This is a genomic window from Streptomyces vietnamensis, assembly GCF_000830005.1.
GTDB classification, from domain to species: domain Bacteria; phylum Actinomycetota; class Actinomycetes; order Streptomycetales; family Streptomycetaceae; genus Streptomyces; species Streptomyces vietnamensis.
On record NZ_CP010407.1, the window covers coordinates 3,944,249 to 3,959,710 of the forward strand.

Consider the following 15,462-nt stretch of genomic DNA (forward strand, 5'->3'; position numbering starts at 1 on the left):
GCAGTACGGGGGAAGTGCATCGTCAACCACCGCATCACCGCAGTTCAAGAGGTATCTGACGCCTTTTTGCTCACAGGTCGTTCACAGATCCCACAAATCCGTGACAAGCGATTCCGCGATCTGAAGGGCGTTCAGGGCGGCGCCCTTGCGGAGGTTGTCGGCGCAGACGAAGAAGTCGAGCGCGCGCTCGTCGTCGAGGGAGCGCCGGACCCGGCCGACCCAGGCGGGGTCGGTGCCGACGACGTCGGCGGGGGTGGGGAAGTCGCCCGCGGCCGGGTCGTCGTAGAGCACGACCCCGGGGGAGGTCGCGAGGACCTCGTGGGCGCGTGCGACGGGGACGGGGTGTTCGAAGCGGGCGTGCACGGAGACGGAGTGCCCGGTCACGACGGGGACGCGCACGCAGGTGGCGGCGACCCGGAGGCCGGGCAGGCCGAGGACGCGCCGGGTCTCGTCCCGTACGCGCTCCTCCTCGCTGGAGGCCCCGTCGGCGCCGGGGGTGCCCGACCAGGGCAGGACGTTGAGCGCGAGGGGGCCGGGGAAGGGGCCGGTGTTCTCGCCGACGGTCCGCCGTACGTCTCCGGGGTGGGTGCCCAGGTCGGCGCCGCCGGCCACCAGGCCGAGCTGGGCGCGGAGCGCGTCGACCCCGGCCTGTCCGGCGCCGGCGCCGCTGGCGGCCTGCTGGGCGGTGACGACGAGTTCGGCGAGCCCGAACTCGGCGTGCAGGGCGCCCACGGCGACGATCAGCGCGAGGGTGGTGCAGCCGGGTCCGGCGACGATGCCCCGGGGGCGTACCCGCGCGGCGTGCGCGTTGAGTTCGGGGACCACGAGGGGGACGTCGGGGTCGGCCCGGAAGGCCGCGGAGGTGTCCACGACGACGGCGCCCTTGGAGACGGCGATCGGCGCCCAGCGGGCGGCGACGTCCTCCGGCACCAGGAAGAGCGCCAGGTCGACGCCCTCGAACACGTCCTCGCCGAGTGCGAGGATCTCGCACTCCTCCCCGCGCACGGCCGCCTTGGAGCCGGCCGAGCGCGGGGAGGAGACGAGGCGGATCTCGCCCCAGACGTCCGCGTGGTGCGTGAGCATCTGGAGCATCACCGAGCCGACCGCCCCGGTCGCTCCCACGACCGCGAGCGTCGGCCTCGGGGTCATCGGCCGGTGCCTCCGTAGACGACGGCCTCGTCCGAGTCGCTGTCCAGACCGAAGGCGGTGTGGACGGCGCGCACGGCCTCGTTGACGTCGTCGGCACGGGTGACCACCGAGATGCGGATCTCGGAGGTCGAGATCAGCTCGATGTTCACACCCGCGTCCGACAGCGCCTTGAAGAAGTCCGCGGTGACGCCCGGGTTCGTCTTCATGCCAGCGCCGACCAGGGAGATCTTGCCGATCTGGTCGTCGTAACGCAGCGAGTCGAAGCCGATCGCGCCCTTCGCCTTCTCCAGCTCGTCGATGGCCTTGCGGCCCTCGGCCTTGGGAAGGGTGAAGGAGATGTCCGTCAGGCCGGTGGAGGCCGCGGACACGTTCTGCACGATCATGTCGATGTTGATCTCGGCGTCCGCGACGGCACGGAAGATGGCCGCGGCCTCGCCCGGCTTGTCCGGCACGCCGACGACGGTGATCTTCGCCTCGGAGGTGTCGTGGGCGACGCCCGAGATGATGGCCTGCTCCACCTTGCGGTCCCCTTGCGGCTCGTTGCTGACCCAGGTGCCCTGCAGCCCCGAGAAGGACGAGCGGACGTGGATCGGGATGTTGTAACGGCGTGCGTACTCGACGCAGCGGTGCAGCAGCACCTTGGAGCCGGAGGCGGCGAGCTCCAGCATGTCCTCGAAGGAGATCCAGTCGATCTTCTTCGCCTTCTTCACCACGCGCGGGTCGGCCGTGAACACACCGTCGACGTCGGTGTAGATCTCGCAGACCTCGGCGTCCAGGGCCGCGGCGAGCGCCACGGCGGTGGTGTCGGAACCGCCGCGCCCGAGGGTGGTGATGTCCTTCTTGTCCTGGCTGACGCCCTGGAAGCCGGCGACGATGGCGATGTTGCCCTCGTCGAGGGCGGTGCGGATCCGGCCCGGCGTGACATCGATGATGCGCGCTTTGTTGTGGACCGAGTCGGTGATGACGCCTGCCTGGCTGCCGGTGAACGACTGGGCCTCGTGGCCCAGGTTTTTGATCGCCATGGCCAGCAGGGCCATGGAGATCCGCTCTCCGGCGGTCAGCAGCATGTCGAACTCACGTCCGGCAGGCATCGGGGATACCTGCTCGGCGAGATCGATCAGCTCGTCCGTCGTGTCGCCCATCGCGGAGACCACGACGACGACCTGATGGCCGTCCTTCTTGGTGTCCACGATCCGCTTGGCGACGCGCTTGATGCCTTCGGCATCGGCAACGGAGGAGCCTCCGTACTTCTGCACGACAAGGCCCACGTGCGCTCCTCGCTCAGTCTGTGCCGCAGCCGGCGCTGCGATCGGCTCAGTCTATCGAGGGACCCGGAAACGCCACCGTGATATCGCATGGTGAGACGTACGGCTCAGAGAATGATCACTCCATGCCTGTCGGTGATCGGTCGGCGATCTGTCGGTGGCCTCCGCCACGGTGGGGCCACAGACCGCGGACCACGGACCGCAGATCACAGATCACGGACCACAGATCACGGAGAGCAGAGGAGCCGATCATGGACCAGACCTTGGTGGACCGGATGCGCACCTACCTGGACGCGGGCCTCGCCATGGACGTCGAGGCACTGGACGCGCTGTACGACCCCGCCTTCGAGAACGTCCGCTGCGACGAGGAGGGCCTGACCGTGACCCTCACGAAGGACATGTTCATGAACCGGTTCCGCGCCCTGAAGGCGCAGGGCCGGAACGTCGGGGAGTCCGTCGACGACGCGACCTTCCTCGCGACCGGCGCGTTCGGCGCGTACGGCTGGATCGTCGTGCACCGGGTGAAGGACGGCCTGCCCGTCCTCTACACCTTCGTCTGGCAGCGCGACCCCCGGGGCGGCTGGGGGACGCTGCTGCGCGAGTTCACGTACGAGAAGGACATCAGCCACCTCGTACGGCTCATGGAGCGGGCTGCTCCTTGACGTCCAGCTCGGCGAGGGCGTCCGCCACGACGCGGGTGTACGGATGGTCCTCACCGAGCGCTCGTACGCAGACGGGCAGCAGATCCTGGTAGTCGGCGCGGGCCTGGTCGGTCAACCCGGCGCGGGCGCGGATCCTCGCAAGGTTGATCCGCGCGATCAGGGTGTCCAGGGCGTCCTCACCGAGCTGGACCCACAGGTTGCCCATCGCGTAGCCGCAGGTCATGAGGGCTTCGGCGGTCCAGCCCGCGGCCTCGTACATCCCGGACAGCTCGCCGAGCGCCAGCAGTGTCTCCCTGTCCACCTCGCCCCGGACACGGATCAGGTCCGCGACCACGCCCTGATGGAGGGTGACCGCCTCCTCGAAGAGACCGGCCAGCCGGTGCGCCCGCGCGAGGGCCCGGCGCGCCAGGAGCGTGGCCAGGGCGTCGGCCCCGAACGCCCTCGTCGTGCCGCGCACCACCTCGGCCGCCATCCCGACTACCTCCGCCTCGCGTCCCACCGAGGCGAGGACCCCGATCATCTCGCCGCGTACGGCGAGGGCCATCGGATGGTCCGGGCCGAAGAGCCGCTCGGCGCCGGTCAGCGCCCGCTCGTACACGGCGAGGGCCGGCTCCGGCAGCCCGTTGAGCGCCAGATACGCGCCCGCCGCGACCAGCGTCCCGAGCAGCGCCTCCCCGTCCTCCTCCGGGCCGGCGTGTCGCAGATACGCCTCGACGTGCGGCAGCAGCCCCCGCCATGTCTCCCAGTGCGCCGGCTCCTCGCTCTCCTGCGGTACGGCGTAGCTCAGGGCCGTCTCGGCCAGCAACCGGGCCTGCGCGACAAGGCCGGGCTCCCGGTGCGGGTCCTCCGGGTCCGGTCGCCGGGCGACCGCCTGCACCAGCCGGTGCACCGACACCGACCCGTCCTCGTGCAGCGTGACCATGCTGTGCGCGGCCAGCTCCCCCAGCGCCTCGCGCGTACCCGGCATCGGCGGCAGGAGCAGCGCGGGGATCCGGTCCGGGGCGAACCAGGCGAGCAGGCGCAGGAGTCCGCCCGCGGCCAGGTCGGCGTCGAGCCGGTCGAGCGTGACGCGCAGGGTCCGGGCGACGGCCTCCTCCGCGTTGCCGCGCCCGCCGCCCCGGCCCAGCTCCGCCAGGTACGCGAGCGGGGGCGTGGCCGTGCGGCCGCAGTACGCGGCGGCGATCTCGACGGCCAGCGGCAGCTGCCCGAGGGTCTCGCAGAGGCGGTCGGCGCCGGTGGTGTCCCGGGGGCCGCCGTGCGTGGCGACGCGGCCGAACAGCTCGACGGCCTCGTCGGGCGCCAGCACGGGCAGCGTGAGGACGCGCCCGATCCCGTACCAGGCGTCCGTCGTGCGGCTCGTGAGCACGACCCGCCCCTGGCCGGCGCGGGCCAGCAGGCCCTCCACGTCGGCCGGATCGGTGACGTTGTCCAGGACGAGGAGCCAGCCGTCGTGCGTCGACAGCCACTGCAACGCCCGCTCCCTCAGAGCCTCCTGCGGGAGCACGTCGATCAGCTCGGGCTGCATCGCGGCAGCGAGGCCCGCGAGCCCCGCGTCGACGTCGGCGCGGCTCTCCGCGGTGATCCACCAGACGGGATTGCGGGCCGCCGTCTGCCGCAGGGCCCAGCGGGCGACGAGCGAGGACTTGCCGACCCCGCCGAGGCCGCACACGACGACGGGCTCCTCCGCGCCTTCCAGGAGGTCGAGCTCGGCCGTGCGCCCGACGAAGTGGGCGGACCTACGGGGGACGTTGACGAGCCCGTCGGGGCAGCGCACGGGGCGGGTGGCCTCGGCCGGCAGGACGGTCACCCGGTCGCCCGTGTGGACCCACCCGATGTTCCCGCCGGCCGCGACGGACCGCTCCCCCGACGCGGATACGTCCCCGCTCACGCGTCGCCCGTCGACACGCTCCCGATGTCCCCGCCGGCGGCGACGGAACGCTCGCCGGAGGCGGTCACGGGGCCGGTGGCGGGGGTGCCGCCGCTGGGCATGGCGGGCGGCGCGGCCGGGGCCTGCGTCCCGTCACCGGTGACGACGGCCCCGATGCTCCCGCCGGCGGCGACGGCCCGGCTGCCGGAGGCCTCCACGGCACCCTCGGACCGCCCGAACTGCGCCCACAGGGAGAGCCCGAGCCCGACGGCGGCGAGGACGACACCGGCGACGCTGGCGATCTGGTCGGCCTTGCCGAGGTCGGTGAAGGCGACGATGAGGAGGGCGGCTACGCCGACGGCGGCGACGCCGATTCCGCTCCAGAGGAGGGGTTTTGAGGGGGTGGTGGCTGCCATGCGCCCATGATGCGGGACTCAGTCGCCCAACGACAGCCGTTCATGGGCGAGCTGGCGGATCATCGTGGTCAACAGCGTTCCGCCCAGGGTGGATTCGCAGTCGTCGAGGAGCTCCCGAACCAGGTGCCTGGCCTGGTCGACCTCACCGGCCTCGATCAGTACAACGACGTGAAATCCGCGTTGCACGAGGGTGTTCGGGTGTGTCGGGCCAAACCGCCTCCGAGCTCCCACGACCCCGGCCTCTGTGAGTACGAGAGCCCGGTCCGTCCGTCCCAGTTCCAGGAGTACGGAGACGAGCGAGGTCTCGATACGGTCGATCAGAACGGCGTCCTCGGGCAGAACATCCCTGACCCGTGCAAGCAGCGACTCCAGTCCGGAACAGGCCGTCAAATGATCGGAGTCGGCGGCGAGCAACGCGCACCGTGCTCCCAGGGTCTCCCGGGCGTCCTCACCCAGGGAGCGGATCGCTCGGTCCACGTTCTCCTGGAGCAGTTCCTCGGCCCGGCGAGGGTCCGACAGAAGGAGCGTCTTCGCCAGCTGCGCCCGGGCCTCGATCGTGCGAGCGTCGTCGGGGCCGTACAGCCGAACATGGAGCTCGAAGTACTCCTCGGGCAGCTCGACCATCTCCGGAGCATCATCGAACTGCTGCTCCAGCACCAAGTTACCCATGGCTTGCAGGGATCGCTCGTCCTCTGCCCCGTACAGGCGCCTGTAGCCGATCAGCGCCCGCGAGTAGAGCGAGAGCGCACGTCCGTCGGTGATCATTGCGAACAGCAACCCGGCCCAGTGGAAGAGCATGCACCACTGCTCGATGTCCTCCTTCGCTTGCGTGTACTGAGCGAAGGACGCTGCCTGGATCGCGTACGGCCGGCACACGTCCAGGTTCGCGAGGGCGCTCCCTCGTACTCCAGATACCGCCTGGACCAGCAACTCCCCCGCCTGCTCCTTCCCCTCACCCCCCGCCCGCACCACCGCCTGCACCAGCCGGTGCACCCCGATCTCGGGGCCCTCCACGCTGATCATGCTGTGCGCCCGCAGCCGCCGCACCGCCTCCGTGACCTCCAGCGGACTCCCCAACGGTTCCAGCAACCGCCTCGGGATCCCCTCCGGGGCCCACCACGCCAGGATCGAGAGAATGCGGCCCGCCAGCGGGGTGTCGCGGAGGCGGTCCAGCGTCACCTGCCACACCCGCGCCACCGTCCGCCCCGCCTCGCCGCCCTCCGCCGTGAGGGCGTACGTCTCGGCCGGGTAGCGGGCCAGGAGGTCCAGGTACGCGCGCGGGGCGATACCCGCCTCGGCGCAGTACGCCGCCGCCTGGCGGAGGGCCAACGGGAGATGGCCCAGTTCCGCGCACACCTCCGCCACGCCGTCCCCGGGGCACACGCGCGTGAAGAGGGCCGCCGCCTCCGCCGGGTCCAGCTCCGGCACCGCGATCGTCTCCGCGATGTCCTGCCAGCCCGTGGCGCGGCGCGTGGTGATCACGACGCGGCCGCCCGTCGCCCGCGCGAGCAGCGGCTTCACGTCGGCCGGGTCGGAGACGTTGTCCAGGATCAGGAGCCAGTCGTCGTGGGTGGCCAGCCATTGGAGGGCCCGTTCCCGCAGGGCGTCGTCCGGGAGGGTTCCGACGTACGCGGGCTGCATGGCGCGGGCCAGGGCCGCGAGGCCCGCGTCCAGTTCCCCCGCCGTCTCGGCGGTGATCCACCAGACCGGGTTGTGGCTGTCGAGCCGGCCCGCCGCCCAGTGCGCGGCGAGGGTCGACTTGCCTATGCCGCCGAGCCCGCACAGGACCTGGACGCCCGAGGGCGTGCCCGCGTCCAGTCGGGCCAGTTCCCCCTTACGCCCCACGAAGAGCGCCGTGCGCTCCGGCAGGTGGACGAGGCCCGTCTCCGGTACGGGCAGCGCGGCCGGCAGCACGATGCCGTGCTCGATCTGCGTCGAGAAGTCCCCCGTGACGACCTTCCCGATGTCCCCGCCCGCCGCGACCGACCGCTCCCCGGACGCGTCCGCCTTCCCCCTCAAGCCCGGTCGCTACTTCCTGAGCGGACGGCCCCGCAGGCCCAGCGGCGTCGCGATCTCCTCCAGCATCACGCGGCCCGCCTCCTCCGCGAGGTCGTCCTCGGTGAGGTCCTCGTCGGTGTCGAGGCCGTCGAGGGCCGCGAGGGGCTGGTCGAGGCGGACGTGGGCGACGAGGGACTGGAGGGCGCGGAGGGTGGCCGAGGCGGTGGGGCCCCAGTTGGAGAAGTACGAGAACTGCCACCACCACAGCGCCTCGCTGGTGCGGCCCGCGCGGTAGTGGGCGAGGCCGTGGCGCAGGTCGGTGACGATGTCGGCGAGGTTGTCGGAGATCCGGGCCGGGACGGGGGCCTTGCGCGGCTCATACGGGTCGAAGACCTCGGAGAAGACGTCGACCGGGTCCAGCATGACGGCGAACCGCTCGCGGAGCTCGTCGACGTCCGGCTCGGGGCCCGTGTCCGGCTCGTACCGCTCGTCCGGGACGATGTCCTCGTGCGCGCCGAGCCGGCCGCCCGCCAGGAGCAGCTGGGAGATCTCCAGGAGCAGGAAGGGCACCGCGCTGTCCGGCTCGTCGCCCTTGGCGACCTCGGTCGTCGCGACGATGAAGCTCTCGATCGAGTCGGCGATCTGGACCGCGAAGTCGTCCGGATCCTGCGTGACGGAGTGCAGTGTGGCGTCAGACATCGAGCAGCCTCCCTGAGAGCACGCGGGCGAGCGCGCCGGCCCTGTCGTCATACATCTAGCAGCCTCCGCCCCTCGAAGGCACGGCCGAGGGTCACCTCGTCGGCGTACTCCAGGTCGCCGCCGACCGGGAGTCCGCTGGCGAGCCGGGTGACCTTCAGCCCCATGGGCTTGATCATCCGCGCCAGGTACGTCGCGGTGGCCTCGCCCTCCAGGTTCGGGTCGGTCGCGAGGATCAGCTCGGTGACGGTGCCGTCCGCGAGCCGTGCGAGCAGCTCGCGGATGCGCAGGTCGTCCGGGCCGACGCCCTCGATCGGGCTGATCGCGCCGCCGAGGACGTGGTACCGGCCGCGGAACTCGCGGGTCCGCTCGATCGCCACGACGTCCTTGGGCTCCTCGACCACGCAGATGACGGTCAGGTCGCGGCGCGGGTCGCGGCAGATGTTGCACTGCTCCTGCTGCGCCACGTTCCCGCAGACCGCGCAGAACCTGACCTTCTCCTTGACCTCGAGCAGCGCCTGCGCGAGGCGGCGGACGTCCGTGGGCTCCGCCTGGAGGATGTGGAAGGCGATCCGCTGCGCGCTCTTGGGACCGACGCCGGGCAGCCTGCCCAGCTCGTCGATGAGGTCCTGAACCACGCCTTCGTACACCGGAACGCCCTTCTCGGAAGTGCTTGATTCTTACGGTAGTGGCTGGAAGCGAGCCTTAGAAGGGGCTCAGAAGCCCAGGCCCGGCATGCCGCCCATGCCCTGCGCCAGCGGGCCGAGCTTGGCCTGCTGGAGCTGCTGCGCGTTGTCGTTGGCGGCCTGCACGGCGGCGACGATCAGGTCGGCGAGGGTCTCGGTGTCCTCGGGGTCGACGGCCTTGGGGTCGATGACCAGGCCGCGCAGCTCGCCGGAGCCGGTGACGGTGGCCTTGACCAGGCCGCCGCCCGCCTGGCCCTCGACCTGGGTCGCCGCGAGCTCCGCCTGCGCCTGGGCGAGGTCCTGCTGCATCTTCTGGGCCTGCTGAAGGAGCTGCTGCATGTTGGGCTGGCCACCACCGGGAAACACGGTCACTCACTCCTGCTGGTCTACGGGACGCCCCGCCGGTCTACGGAACGTCGGTATGCCGAGCCTACGTGCTCCTCGACCGGGGCGCCGACGCAACTCTTTCGAGTGAGAAACTGCGGGCTCCTCTACCTGATCAACACCCTCTTGCGGGCGGAAAACCCGGGATTCCGGGCCCATCGCCCACCATTCGGCGGTAGGAAGGGCAGGCACCACGTGCACCGCACGTCACAGAAGGACATGAGCGCTGAGCTGAACAGAGGAGTCCCCCGGTGAGCCAGCAGCCGGAGATGCAGCCGCCGGGGCCCCCCGGGGGAGACGCCACCCGCGATCTGACCGGTACGCCGTTCCCCCTGGGCGACTGGGGCGAGCCGGCCGAACGGCTCGACGAGCTGTACCGCTGGGTCGAGACGAACGCCCTGCGCACCGCCGAGTGGTACCTCTCCGACCGCGTCTGGAAGCGCCGGGCCGCCCGGATCCTGCGGATCGGCACGGCCGTGGGGGTGATCGCGGGCGCCGCGCTCCCGCTGCTCGACCTGACCGGGGTCGCCGAGTCCGTCGCGAGCTGGGGCTATCTGTCGCTGCTGCTCGGTGCCGCCTGCATGGCCTGCGACCGGTACTTCGGGCTGACCTCCGGCTGGATAAGGGACGTGGCGACGGCGCAGGCCGTGCAGCGCCGTCTCCAGGCGCTCCAGTTCGACTGGGCCTCGGAGAGCGTCCGGGAGGTCCTGGGCCCCACGGAGGGCACGGCGAGCGAGGCGGCCGAGCGATGTCTGGGCGTGCTGCGCCGCTTCTCGGAGGACGTGACGGAGCTGGTACGGGCGGAGACCGCGGACTGGATGGTCGAGTTCCGCTCGGGCCCGGCGCCGCTGGCGCTCCAGTCGGTCGGCGTGGTCCCGGCCAGGGCGGAGATCCCCCACCCCTCGGGCCGCTTCCCGCTGCCGCCGGGGACCCGGCCGAACATGCCGCGCCAGCGGCCCCCGGAGACCCGCTAGGACCGGCCTCCGGGCCCCGGGGCCCGGAAGGCCCGCCGGGGCGGGCTTGTCCGGGGCCCGTCGGCGCAGGCCGGTCCAAGGCCCGCCGGCGCAGGCCGGTCCAAGGGCCGTCGGCGCAGGCCGGTCCGAGGCCCGGAGCTCAGCTCAGGATGATCATCGAGCCCTGGGCGAGGCTCCGGGTCGCCGCCGCGTGCAGCCCCAGCCACACGTGCCGCTCCCGCGCGAAGGGATGGTCCTCGTACGGGACGGCCGCGGCCGGCTCCTCCAGGGTGGTGGGCCGCTCCGGCGGCTGCGGGGCCGCCGGCGGGTTCGCCGGGTCGATGCCGATCGAGGGCGCCACGAACTCCAGCTCCCGGAGCAGCCCGTACGAGGAGCCGAGCGGCCCGCCGCCTTCGAGGAGCTCGTCGCTGGCGAGCGGCACCGGGAAGTCCACCGGCACGTACGCGCCGGCGTGGTCGTAGTGCCAGACCAGGTGGGACTGCTGGGCGGTCGCCTCGAACATCTCCAGGAGCTGCTCGTAGTCCCCGCCGAGCTCGCCGACCGGCTCGACCGGCAGTCCGCACATCTGGAGCAGGTAGGCGCGGCGCAGGAAGTGCAGGGCCTCGTAGTCGAATCCTGCGACCGGGGCGACGTCACCGGAGAGCCCCGGCATGTACGCGTACACGGGCACGGTCGGCATCCCGGAGGCGGTCAGCACGGCGTCGTAGGCGGCTATCTCTTCGGCGAAGGGATTGTCGGGGCTGTGGCACAGCACGTCGACGAGGGGGACCAGCCACAGGTCACAGGCCAAGGGAGGCTCGCTCTCCGTCAGTTGCAGGGACGGCCAGGGTAGTCGGCTCGGCCGACGACGCCCACCCGCTGACCACCTGCCCCCGGAGACCCTGCCTCAACCCGGATCAGCGGTCGGTCCGCGCCTCCAGCCGGTCGGCCCATTCCAGCGAGTGCGCGTTGTAGTCCCGTACGACCTGGACGGCGGCCTCCCCGTCGCCGCGGGTGATCGCGTCGACCAGCTCCACGTGTCCGCTCCACAGCCAGCCGAGGACGTCCCGCTCGGAGCGCAGGTAGGGCACGGAGAAGACCCAGGCCTGGACGCGGAGCCGGTGCAGGAAGTCGGCGATGTGGTCGTTGGCGGAGACGAGCCGTCCCAGCTCGCGCCAGTAGCGGATGTCGTAGCCGATGAGGACGTCGAGGTCCCCGGCGCGGGCGGCGCGGGCGGCGGCCTCGCCCCGGCGCCGTATGGAGACCAGCGCGACCCCGATGCCGTGGTCGGGCTCCGGGGGCACGGTCCTCGGCGCGTGGCGGCGGAAGATGCCGTCGACGACGAGCATCCGGGCCTCGACCATGTCCCGGTAGTCGGCGATCGAGTACTGGTGGACGCGGAAGCCGCGGTGCTGGTCGGAGTCGAGGAGGCCCTGCGCGCAGAGGTCGACGAGGGCTTCGCGGACGGGCGTCGCGGAGACGCCGTACTGCTCGGCGATCTGCTTGACGGTGAACTCCTCGCCCGGCTGGAGACGGCCTGCGAGCACTTCGTCACGCAGCGCGTCCGCAATCTGCTGTCGCAAGGTGTTGCGCGTGACAGCTCCGCTCGCGGGCATGGGTCGGCCCCCTCCGTCCGGTTTCGGACACCCTAGTCCAGGCGGAGGGGGCCTCCTCGTTTCGCGGTCAGGCGGTGTGTTCGTCGGCCACCGAGAGGGCCGCGTCGAGGGCTGCGAGACCCTCCTTGACCTCCGCCTCCGAGGCGTTGCAGGCGGGAACGGCGTGGGTGCGGTTCATGTTGATGAAGGGCCACAGGCCGTTCTTCTTCGCCGCGGCGCCGAACGCGGCCATCGGCGCGTTGGCCTCGCCGGCCGCGTTGTACGGGACGAGCGGCTCGCGCGTCTCCTTGTTCTTGACCAGGTCGAGCGCCCAGAACACGCCCATGCCGCGGACCTCGCCGACGGACGGGTGGCGCTCGGCGAGCTCGCGCAGGCCGGGGCCGAGGACGTTCTCGCCGAGGTGGGCGGCGTGCTCGACGACCTTCTCGTCGGCCATCACGTTGATGGTGGCGACGGCGGCGGCGCAGGCCAGCGGGTGACCGGAGTAGGTCAGGCCGCCGGGGTAGGGCCGCTTGTCGAAGGTGGCGGCGATCTCGGCGTTGATGGCGACGCCGCCGAGCGGCACGTAGCCGGAGTTGACGCCCTTGGCGAAGGTCATCAGGTCGGGCACGACGTCGAAGTGCTCGGCGGCGAACCACTTGCCGGTGCGGCCGAAGCCGGCCATGACCTCGTCCAGGACGAAGACGATGCCGTACTTGTCGCAGATCTCGCGGACGCCGGCCAGGTAGCCGGGCGGCGGGGTCATGATGCCGGCGGTGCCGGGCACGGTCTCCAGGATGATCGCGGCGATCGTCGCCGGACCCTCGAAGGCGATCGTGTCCTCCAGGTGCTGGAGGGCCCGCGCGCTCTCCTCCGCCTCGGTGGTGGCGTAGAAGGGCGAGCGGTAGAGGAACGGCGCCCAGAAGCGCACGACGCCCGCGGAGCCGGTGTCGGAGGCCCAGCGGCGCGGGTCGCCGGTCAGGTTGATCGCGGTGGAGGTGGCGCCGTGGTACGAGCGGAAGGCCGAGAGCACCTTGTGGCGGCCCGTGTGCAGGCGGGCCATGCGGACGGCGTTCTCGACGGCCTCGGCGCCGCCGTTGGTGAAGAAGATCTTGTCCAGGTCGCCCGGGGTGCGCTCGGCGATGAGGCGTGCGGCCTCGGAGCGGACGTCCACGGCGAAGGCGGGCGCGAAGGTCGCGAGCTTCCCGGCCTGCTCCTGGATGGCGGCGACGACCTTGGGGTGCTGGTAGCCGATGTTGGTGTAGACGAGGCCGCTGGTGAAGTCGAGGTAGCGGTTGCCGTCGTAGTCCCAGAAGTACGAACCCTCCGCGCCGGCGACGGCGAGCGGGTCGATCAGTCCCTGTGCGGACCAGGAGTGGAAGACGTGCGCGCGGTCGGCGGCCTTGACGGCCGCGCCGGCCTGGGGATCGGGTTCGACATGAGGGGTCATGGGACCGAGGGTAAGGAACCGCAGGTGGGACCGGCCATGGCCATCTTGTCCACCGAGACCGCGACGGACCCGACACGTTGCGGGGTGGGGGGCCTCGGGCGCCCTCTAGGCTGCGGCGCATGTTCATGCCAGGTCGCAGTGCCGCCACCTCGTTCACCGGCTGGGGGATGGTCCTCAGCGCCGGGGCGGCCGTGCTCGTCTCCCTCGCGGGGGTCTCCCCGCACGCGCCGCTCATACCCGCGCCGGCCCTCGCCGGCCTCTCCGTCCTCTTCGCCGCCGCCTGGGTCGTCGCCTCGTATCGGGCGGGCACCCGCACCCGGGACCCGCTGTCCAAGCCGTACCGGGAGACCCGCCGGCCGAACCGCGCCCTGCGGTACGTGCTCGGGTTCGGCGTCACCGTCTCCACCGCCGCCGCGCTCCTGACGGTCTTCACCATCAGCGGCGAGTACGGCCGCGAGACCGAGCGCCTGGAGCGCGCCGGGTACGACCAGTACCGGGTCCCCGTGGTCCGCCTCGTGAGCAGGCCCGAGTTCCACGAGGGCGACGACGACGCCGACCCGTACTACACCACCGACCTCGTCCTGCGGATCCCGTACGAGACCGGCCCTCGCGAGGTCACCGTCCGCGGCATGTACACCCGCGTGAAGCCGCCCGTGGCCGGTCGCACGAAGGTGAGCGCGTACTTCGCGCCCCGCGACCCGGAGGTGCCCGTCGTCGAGAACGGCATCCGCGACACTCGGTGGTTCTTCCTCGTCCCGTTCGCCGTCTGGGGCGGACCGTGGACCCTGATCGCGGGCGGGATCCTCTCGGGCTGCATGGACGACAGCGGGGTGCACCGCCTGCGCCGCTTCGAGCCGGGGCTCCATCTGCCCGCCCTCGGCATCCTCCTCCTCGGCCTGGTCCTGCTCCTTCCGGTGGCCGCGGGCTTCGAGGTGGCGGGCTACGACCGCCTCCCCGCCCTCCTCGCCGTCCCGACCCCGGCCCTGGCCTTCACCTGGCTGGCCAAGCGGGGCTGAAGGGCCCGGCTCACCAGCAGGTGACCTGGCGGACGTGGACGAAGGCCTGGCCGGCAAGGAGCTCCGACACGGCGCTGCGCAGGAGCAGCGGATGCACGAAGCGGTCCGCCGCCGTCGGCGGGAAGCGCCACGCCAGGGGCCAGGTCCGACCGGTGAGGGCCGGGACCGGTACGTAACTCACATGGGCCGGTCCCGCGTTGAAGCGGGTCACCCCGCGCGGCCACGCCCGGTTCGCCGTCGAGCCCGGCGGTACGAGGAAGTAGACCCCGCGTCGGCCGTTCGCCTCGAGGACGACGGGCCCCGGGTCTCCCCCGGTGAGCGCCTCCATCCGGTCGGCCAACCGGCGCCCTTCGTCGCCGTCCATTCGAACGGCGTCGAATTGAACGCCCGCCTTACGGAGTTGGAATCCGGAGACAGGAATCCAATCCACCTTCACTTCCCGATTCTCTGCATTCACGAGACCATGTTCCCGCGTCGGCGCCGGCGTTTTCCACGACTGAAGCGGGCGCGTCGGCAACCCCTTGACCTGCGTCAACACGCCCCGCACGCAGGCGAATTCGGCGGAGTACGAGGGCGCCCGGACGGGCTTCACGGGCGCGGCGATCAGCGCGACGGAGCGCCTTCCCCGCCTACGCGGCGAGCTGAACCGCCAGTTCCTTCGCCAGGGACTCCGCCGTCGCGAACGACTCGGCGCGGGAGGCCTCGTACAGCGGGATCAGTTCGGCCATCGCCGGGACGCGCGGGGCGGCGGTCAGCTCCGGGACGATGAAGGTGACGTCCAGGCCGAAGCCGGTGCCGAGGGCCAGCCGCAGGTAGTCCTCGACGTAGTCGTTGCCGTGCATCGGCGTGCCCTCGCGGTACGAGCCGCCACGGCTGGCGACGACGACGGCCCGCTTCCCGGCGAGCGTGGGCTTCTCTGCCATCGCGGTGCGGCCTCCGAGGAAGACGTGGTCGAGCCAGGCCTTCAGCGTGGAGGGGATCGTGTAGTTGTACATCGGGGCGCCGAGCAGGATCACGTCCGCCTGCTCGGCCTCCTCGATGAGCTGCTTGCGCAGGGCGAACGCGGGCTCCTCGCCGTCGGCGTAGTAGGCGGCCGCCTCCAGGTGCGGAACCGGTTCCGCGGCGAGGTCGCGGTAGATCACCGTTCCTTCCGGGTGCTCCGCCTCCCACGCCGCGCGGAAGGCGGCGGTGACGGCGCGGGAGTGGGAGTCGTCGCCGCTGAAGGACGTGTCGATGTGGAGCAGCGTGGCCATGGGATCGTCTCCTGGGTCGCAGGGGCTGGTGAGAGAGATCCTTCTTCCTCAACCAAAGTTGAGGTCCAGCCC

General features: G+C 71.8%; 16 protein-coding genes. 3 read left to right on the forward strand and 13 right to left on the reverse strand.

Annotated features, from left to right (window positions below; genetic code table 11):
* Positions 1–81: 81 nt before the first annotated feature.
* Both SVTN_RS17485 and SVTN_RS17490 read right to left on the reverse strand, forming a co-directional pair.
* Positions 82–1,149, reverse strand: coding sequence for an aspartate-semialdehyde dehydrogenase (locus tag SVTN_RS17485; protein ID WP_041129937.1), 1,068 nt, complete (start codon positions 1,147–1,149; stop codon positions 82–84).
* On the reverse strand, positions 1,146–2,417 hold the full coding sequence (locus tag SVTN_RS17490; RefSeq protein ID WP_041129938.1) for an aspartate kinase: 1,272 nt from the start codon (positions 2,415–2,417) through the stop codon (positions 1,146–1,148). Before SVTN_RS17490 ends, SVTN_RS17485 begins: the two co-directional genes overlap by 4 nt.
* A 248-nt stretch (positions 2,418–2,665) precedes the next feature.
* On the opposite strand from SVTN_RS17490, the gene SVTN_RS17495 reads away from it, so the two are divergent.
* Entirely contained in the window at positions 2,666–3,076 is a 411-nt protein-coding gene (locus SVTN_RS17495) for a Cif family virulence factor (protein WP_041129939.1), read from the forward strand.
* Here SVTN_RS17495 and SVTN_RS17500 read toward each other — a convergent pair.
* The 6 genes from SVTN_RS17500 to SVTN_RS17525 form a co-directional block, all read right to left on the reverse strand.
* The gene (locus tag SVTN_RS17500; protein WP_052499171.1) at positions 3,054–4,964 is read right to left on the reverse strand and encodes a tetratricopeptide repeat protein; all 1,911 of its coding nucleotides are present in this window, start codon (positions 4,962–4,964) and stop codon (positions 3,054–3,056) included. The genes SVTN_RS17495 and SVTN_RS17500 overlap by 23 nt on opposite strands.
* Positions 4,961–5,359, reverse strand: a complete 399-nt coding sequence (locus tag SVTN_RS17505) for a hypothetical protein (RefSeq protein WP_041129940.1) — start codon at positions 5,357–5,359, stop codon at positions 4,961–4,963. Before SVTN_RS17505 ends, SVTN_RS17500 begins: the two co-directional genes overlap by 4 nt.
* Positions 5,360–5,377: 18 nt before the next feature.
* Positions 5,378–7,378, reverse strand: coding sequence for an NB-ARC domain-containing protein (locus tag SVTN_RS17510; RefSeq protein ID WP_052499172.1), 2,001 nt, complete (start codon positions 7,376–7,378; stop codon positions 5,378–5,380).
* Positions 7,379–7,387: 9 nt separating this feature from the next.
* Positions 7,388–8,056 (reverse strand): DUF5063 domain-containing protein, encoded by a 669-nt coding sequence (locus tag SVTN_RS17515; protein WP_041129941.1) that lies wholly within the window; start codon positions 8,054–8,056, stop codon positions 7,388–7,390.
* A gap of 47 nt (positions 8,057–8,103) precedes the next feature.
* Entirely contained in the window at positions 8,104–8,703 is a 600-nt protein-coding gene (gene recR / locus SVTN_RS17520; RefSeq protein ID WP_041129942.1) for a recombination mediator RecR, read from the reverse strand.
* Between the two features lie 66 nt (positions 8,704–8,769).
* Positions 8,770–9,105: a YbaB/EbfC family nucleoid-associated protein gene (locus tag SVTN_RS17525; RefSeq protein WP_041133997.1), complete on the reverse strand. Its 336-nt coding sequence runs from the start codon at positions 9,103–9,105 to the stop codon at positions 8,770–8,772.
* A 287-nt stretch (positions 9,106–9,392) separates the two neighbouring features.
* Between SVTN_RS17525 and SVTN_RS17530 the strand changes: the two genes are divergently transcribed.
* The gene (locus SVTN_RS17530) at positions 9,393–10,097 is read left to right on the forward strand and encodes an SLATT domain-containing protein (RefSeq protein WP_245727918.1); all 705 of its coding nucleotides are present in this window, start codon (positions 9,393–9,395) and stop codon (positions 10,095–10,097) included.
* Positions 10,098–10,236: 139 nt separating this feature from the next.
* On the opposite strand, the gene SVTN_RS17535 is transcribed toward SVTN_RS17530, so the two are convergent.
* The 3 genes from SVTN_RS17535 to SVTN_RS17545 form a co-directional block, all read right to left on the reverse strand.
* Positions 10,237–10,887, reverse strand: a complete 651-nt coding sequence (locus SVTN_RS17535) for a hypothetical protein (RefSeq protein WP_041129944.1) — start codon at positions 10,885–10,887, stop codon at positions 10,237–10,239.
* A 106-nt stretch (positions 10,888–10,993) separates the two neighbouring features.
* Positions 10,994–11,692, reverse strand: coding sequence for a GntR family transcriptional regulator (locus SVTN_RS17540; RefSeq protein ID WP_041129945.1), 699 nt, complete (start codon positions 11,690–11,692; stop codon positions 10,994–10,996).
* A gap of 67 nt (positions 11,693–11,759) precedes the next feature.
* On the reverse strand, positions 11,760–13,121 hold the full coding sequence (locus SVTN_RS17545; protein ID WP_041129946.1) for an aspartate aminotransferase family protein: 1,362 nt from the start codon (positions 13,119–13,121) through the stop codon (positions 11,760–11,762).
* A gap of 119 nt (positions 13,122–13,240) precedes the next feature.
* On the opposite strand from SVTN_RS17545, the gene SVTN_RS17550 reads away from it, so the two are divergent.
* On the forward strand, positions 13,241–14,137 hold the full coding sequence (locus SVTN_RS17550) for a hypothetical protein (protein ID WP_041129947.1): 897 nt from the start codon (positions 13,241–13,243) through the stop codon (positions 14,135–14,137).
* Between the two features lie 10 nt (positions 14,138–14,147).
* Here the strand turns inward: SVTN_RS17550 and SVTN_RS17555 are convergent, their stop codons facing one another.
* Positions 14,148–14,594: a hypothetical protein gene (locus tag SVTN_RS17555; RefSeq protein ID WP_041133998.1), complete on the reverse strand. Its 447-nt coding sequence runs from the start codon at positions 14,592–14,594 to the stop codon at positions 14,148–14,150.
* Positions 14,595–14,766: 172 nt separating this feature from the next.
* A complete protein-coding gene (locus SVTN_RS17560; RefSeq protein WP_041129948.1) occupies positions 14,767–15,390 on the reverse strand; it encodes an FMN-dependent NADH-azoreductase in 624 nt (207 codons plus the stop codon).
* Between the last annotated feature and the right edge of the window lie 72 nt (positions 15,391–15,462).

What these genes read in the sequence shown, in the direction of transcription:
- SVTN_RS17515 (WP_041129941.1), bottom strand. Translation starts at nt 8,056, where the DNA reads ATGTCTGACGCCACACTGCACTCCGTCACGCAGGATCCGGACGACTTC.
- SVTN_RS17530 (WP_245727918.1), top strand. Translation starts at nt 9,393, where the DNA reads ATGCAGCCGCCGGGGCCCCCCGGGGGAGACGCCACCCGCGATCTGACC.
- SVTN_RS17550 (WP_041129947.1), top strand. Translation starts at nt 13,241, where the DNA reads ATGTTCATGCCAGGTCGCAGTGCCGCCACCTCGTTCACCGGCTGGGGG.
- SVTN_RS17495 (WP_041129939.1), top strand. Translation starts at nt 2,666, where the DNA reads ATGGACCAGACCTTGGTGGACCGGATGCGCACCTACCTGGACGCGGGC.
- SVTN_RS17545 (WP_041129946.1), bottom strand. Translation starts at nt 13,121, where the DNA reads ATGACCCCTCATGTCGAACCCGATCCCCAGGCCGGCGCGGCCGTCAAG.
- SVTN_RS17505 (WP_041129940.1), bottom strand. Translation starts at nt 5,359, where the DNA reads ATGGCAGCCACCACCCCCTCAAAACCCCTCCTCTGGAGCGGAATCGGC.
- SVTN_RS17485 (WP_041129937.1), bottom strand. Translation starts at nt 1,149, where the DNA reads ATGACCCCGAGGCCGACGCTCGCGGTCGTGGGAGCGACCGGGGCGGTC.
- SVTN_RS17560 (WP_041129948.1), bottom strand. Translation starts at nt 15,390, where the DNA reads ATGGCCACGCTGCTCCACATCGACACGTCCTTCAGCGGCGACGACTCC.
- SVTN_RS17540 (WP_041129945.1), bottom strand. Translation starts at nt 11,692, where the DNA reads ATGCCCGCGAGCGGAGCTGTCACGCGCAACACCTTGCGACAGCAGATT.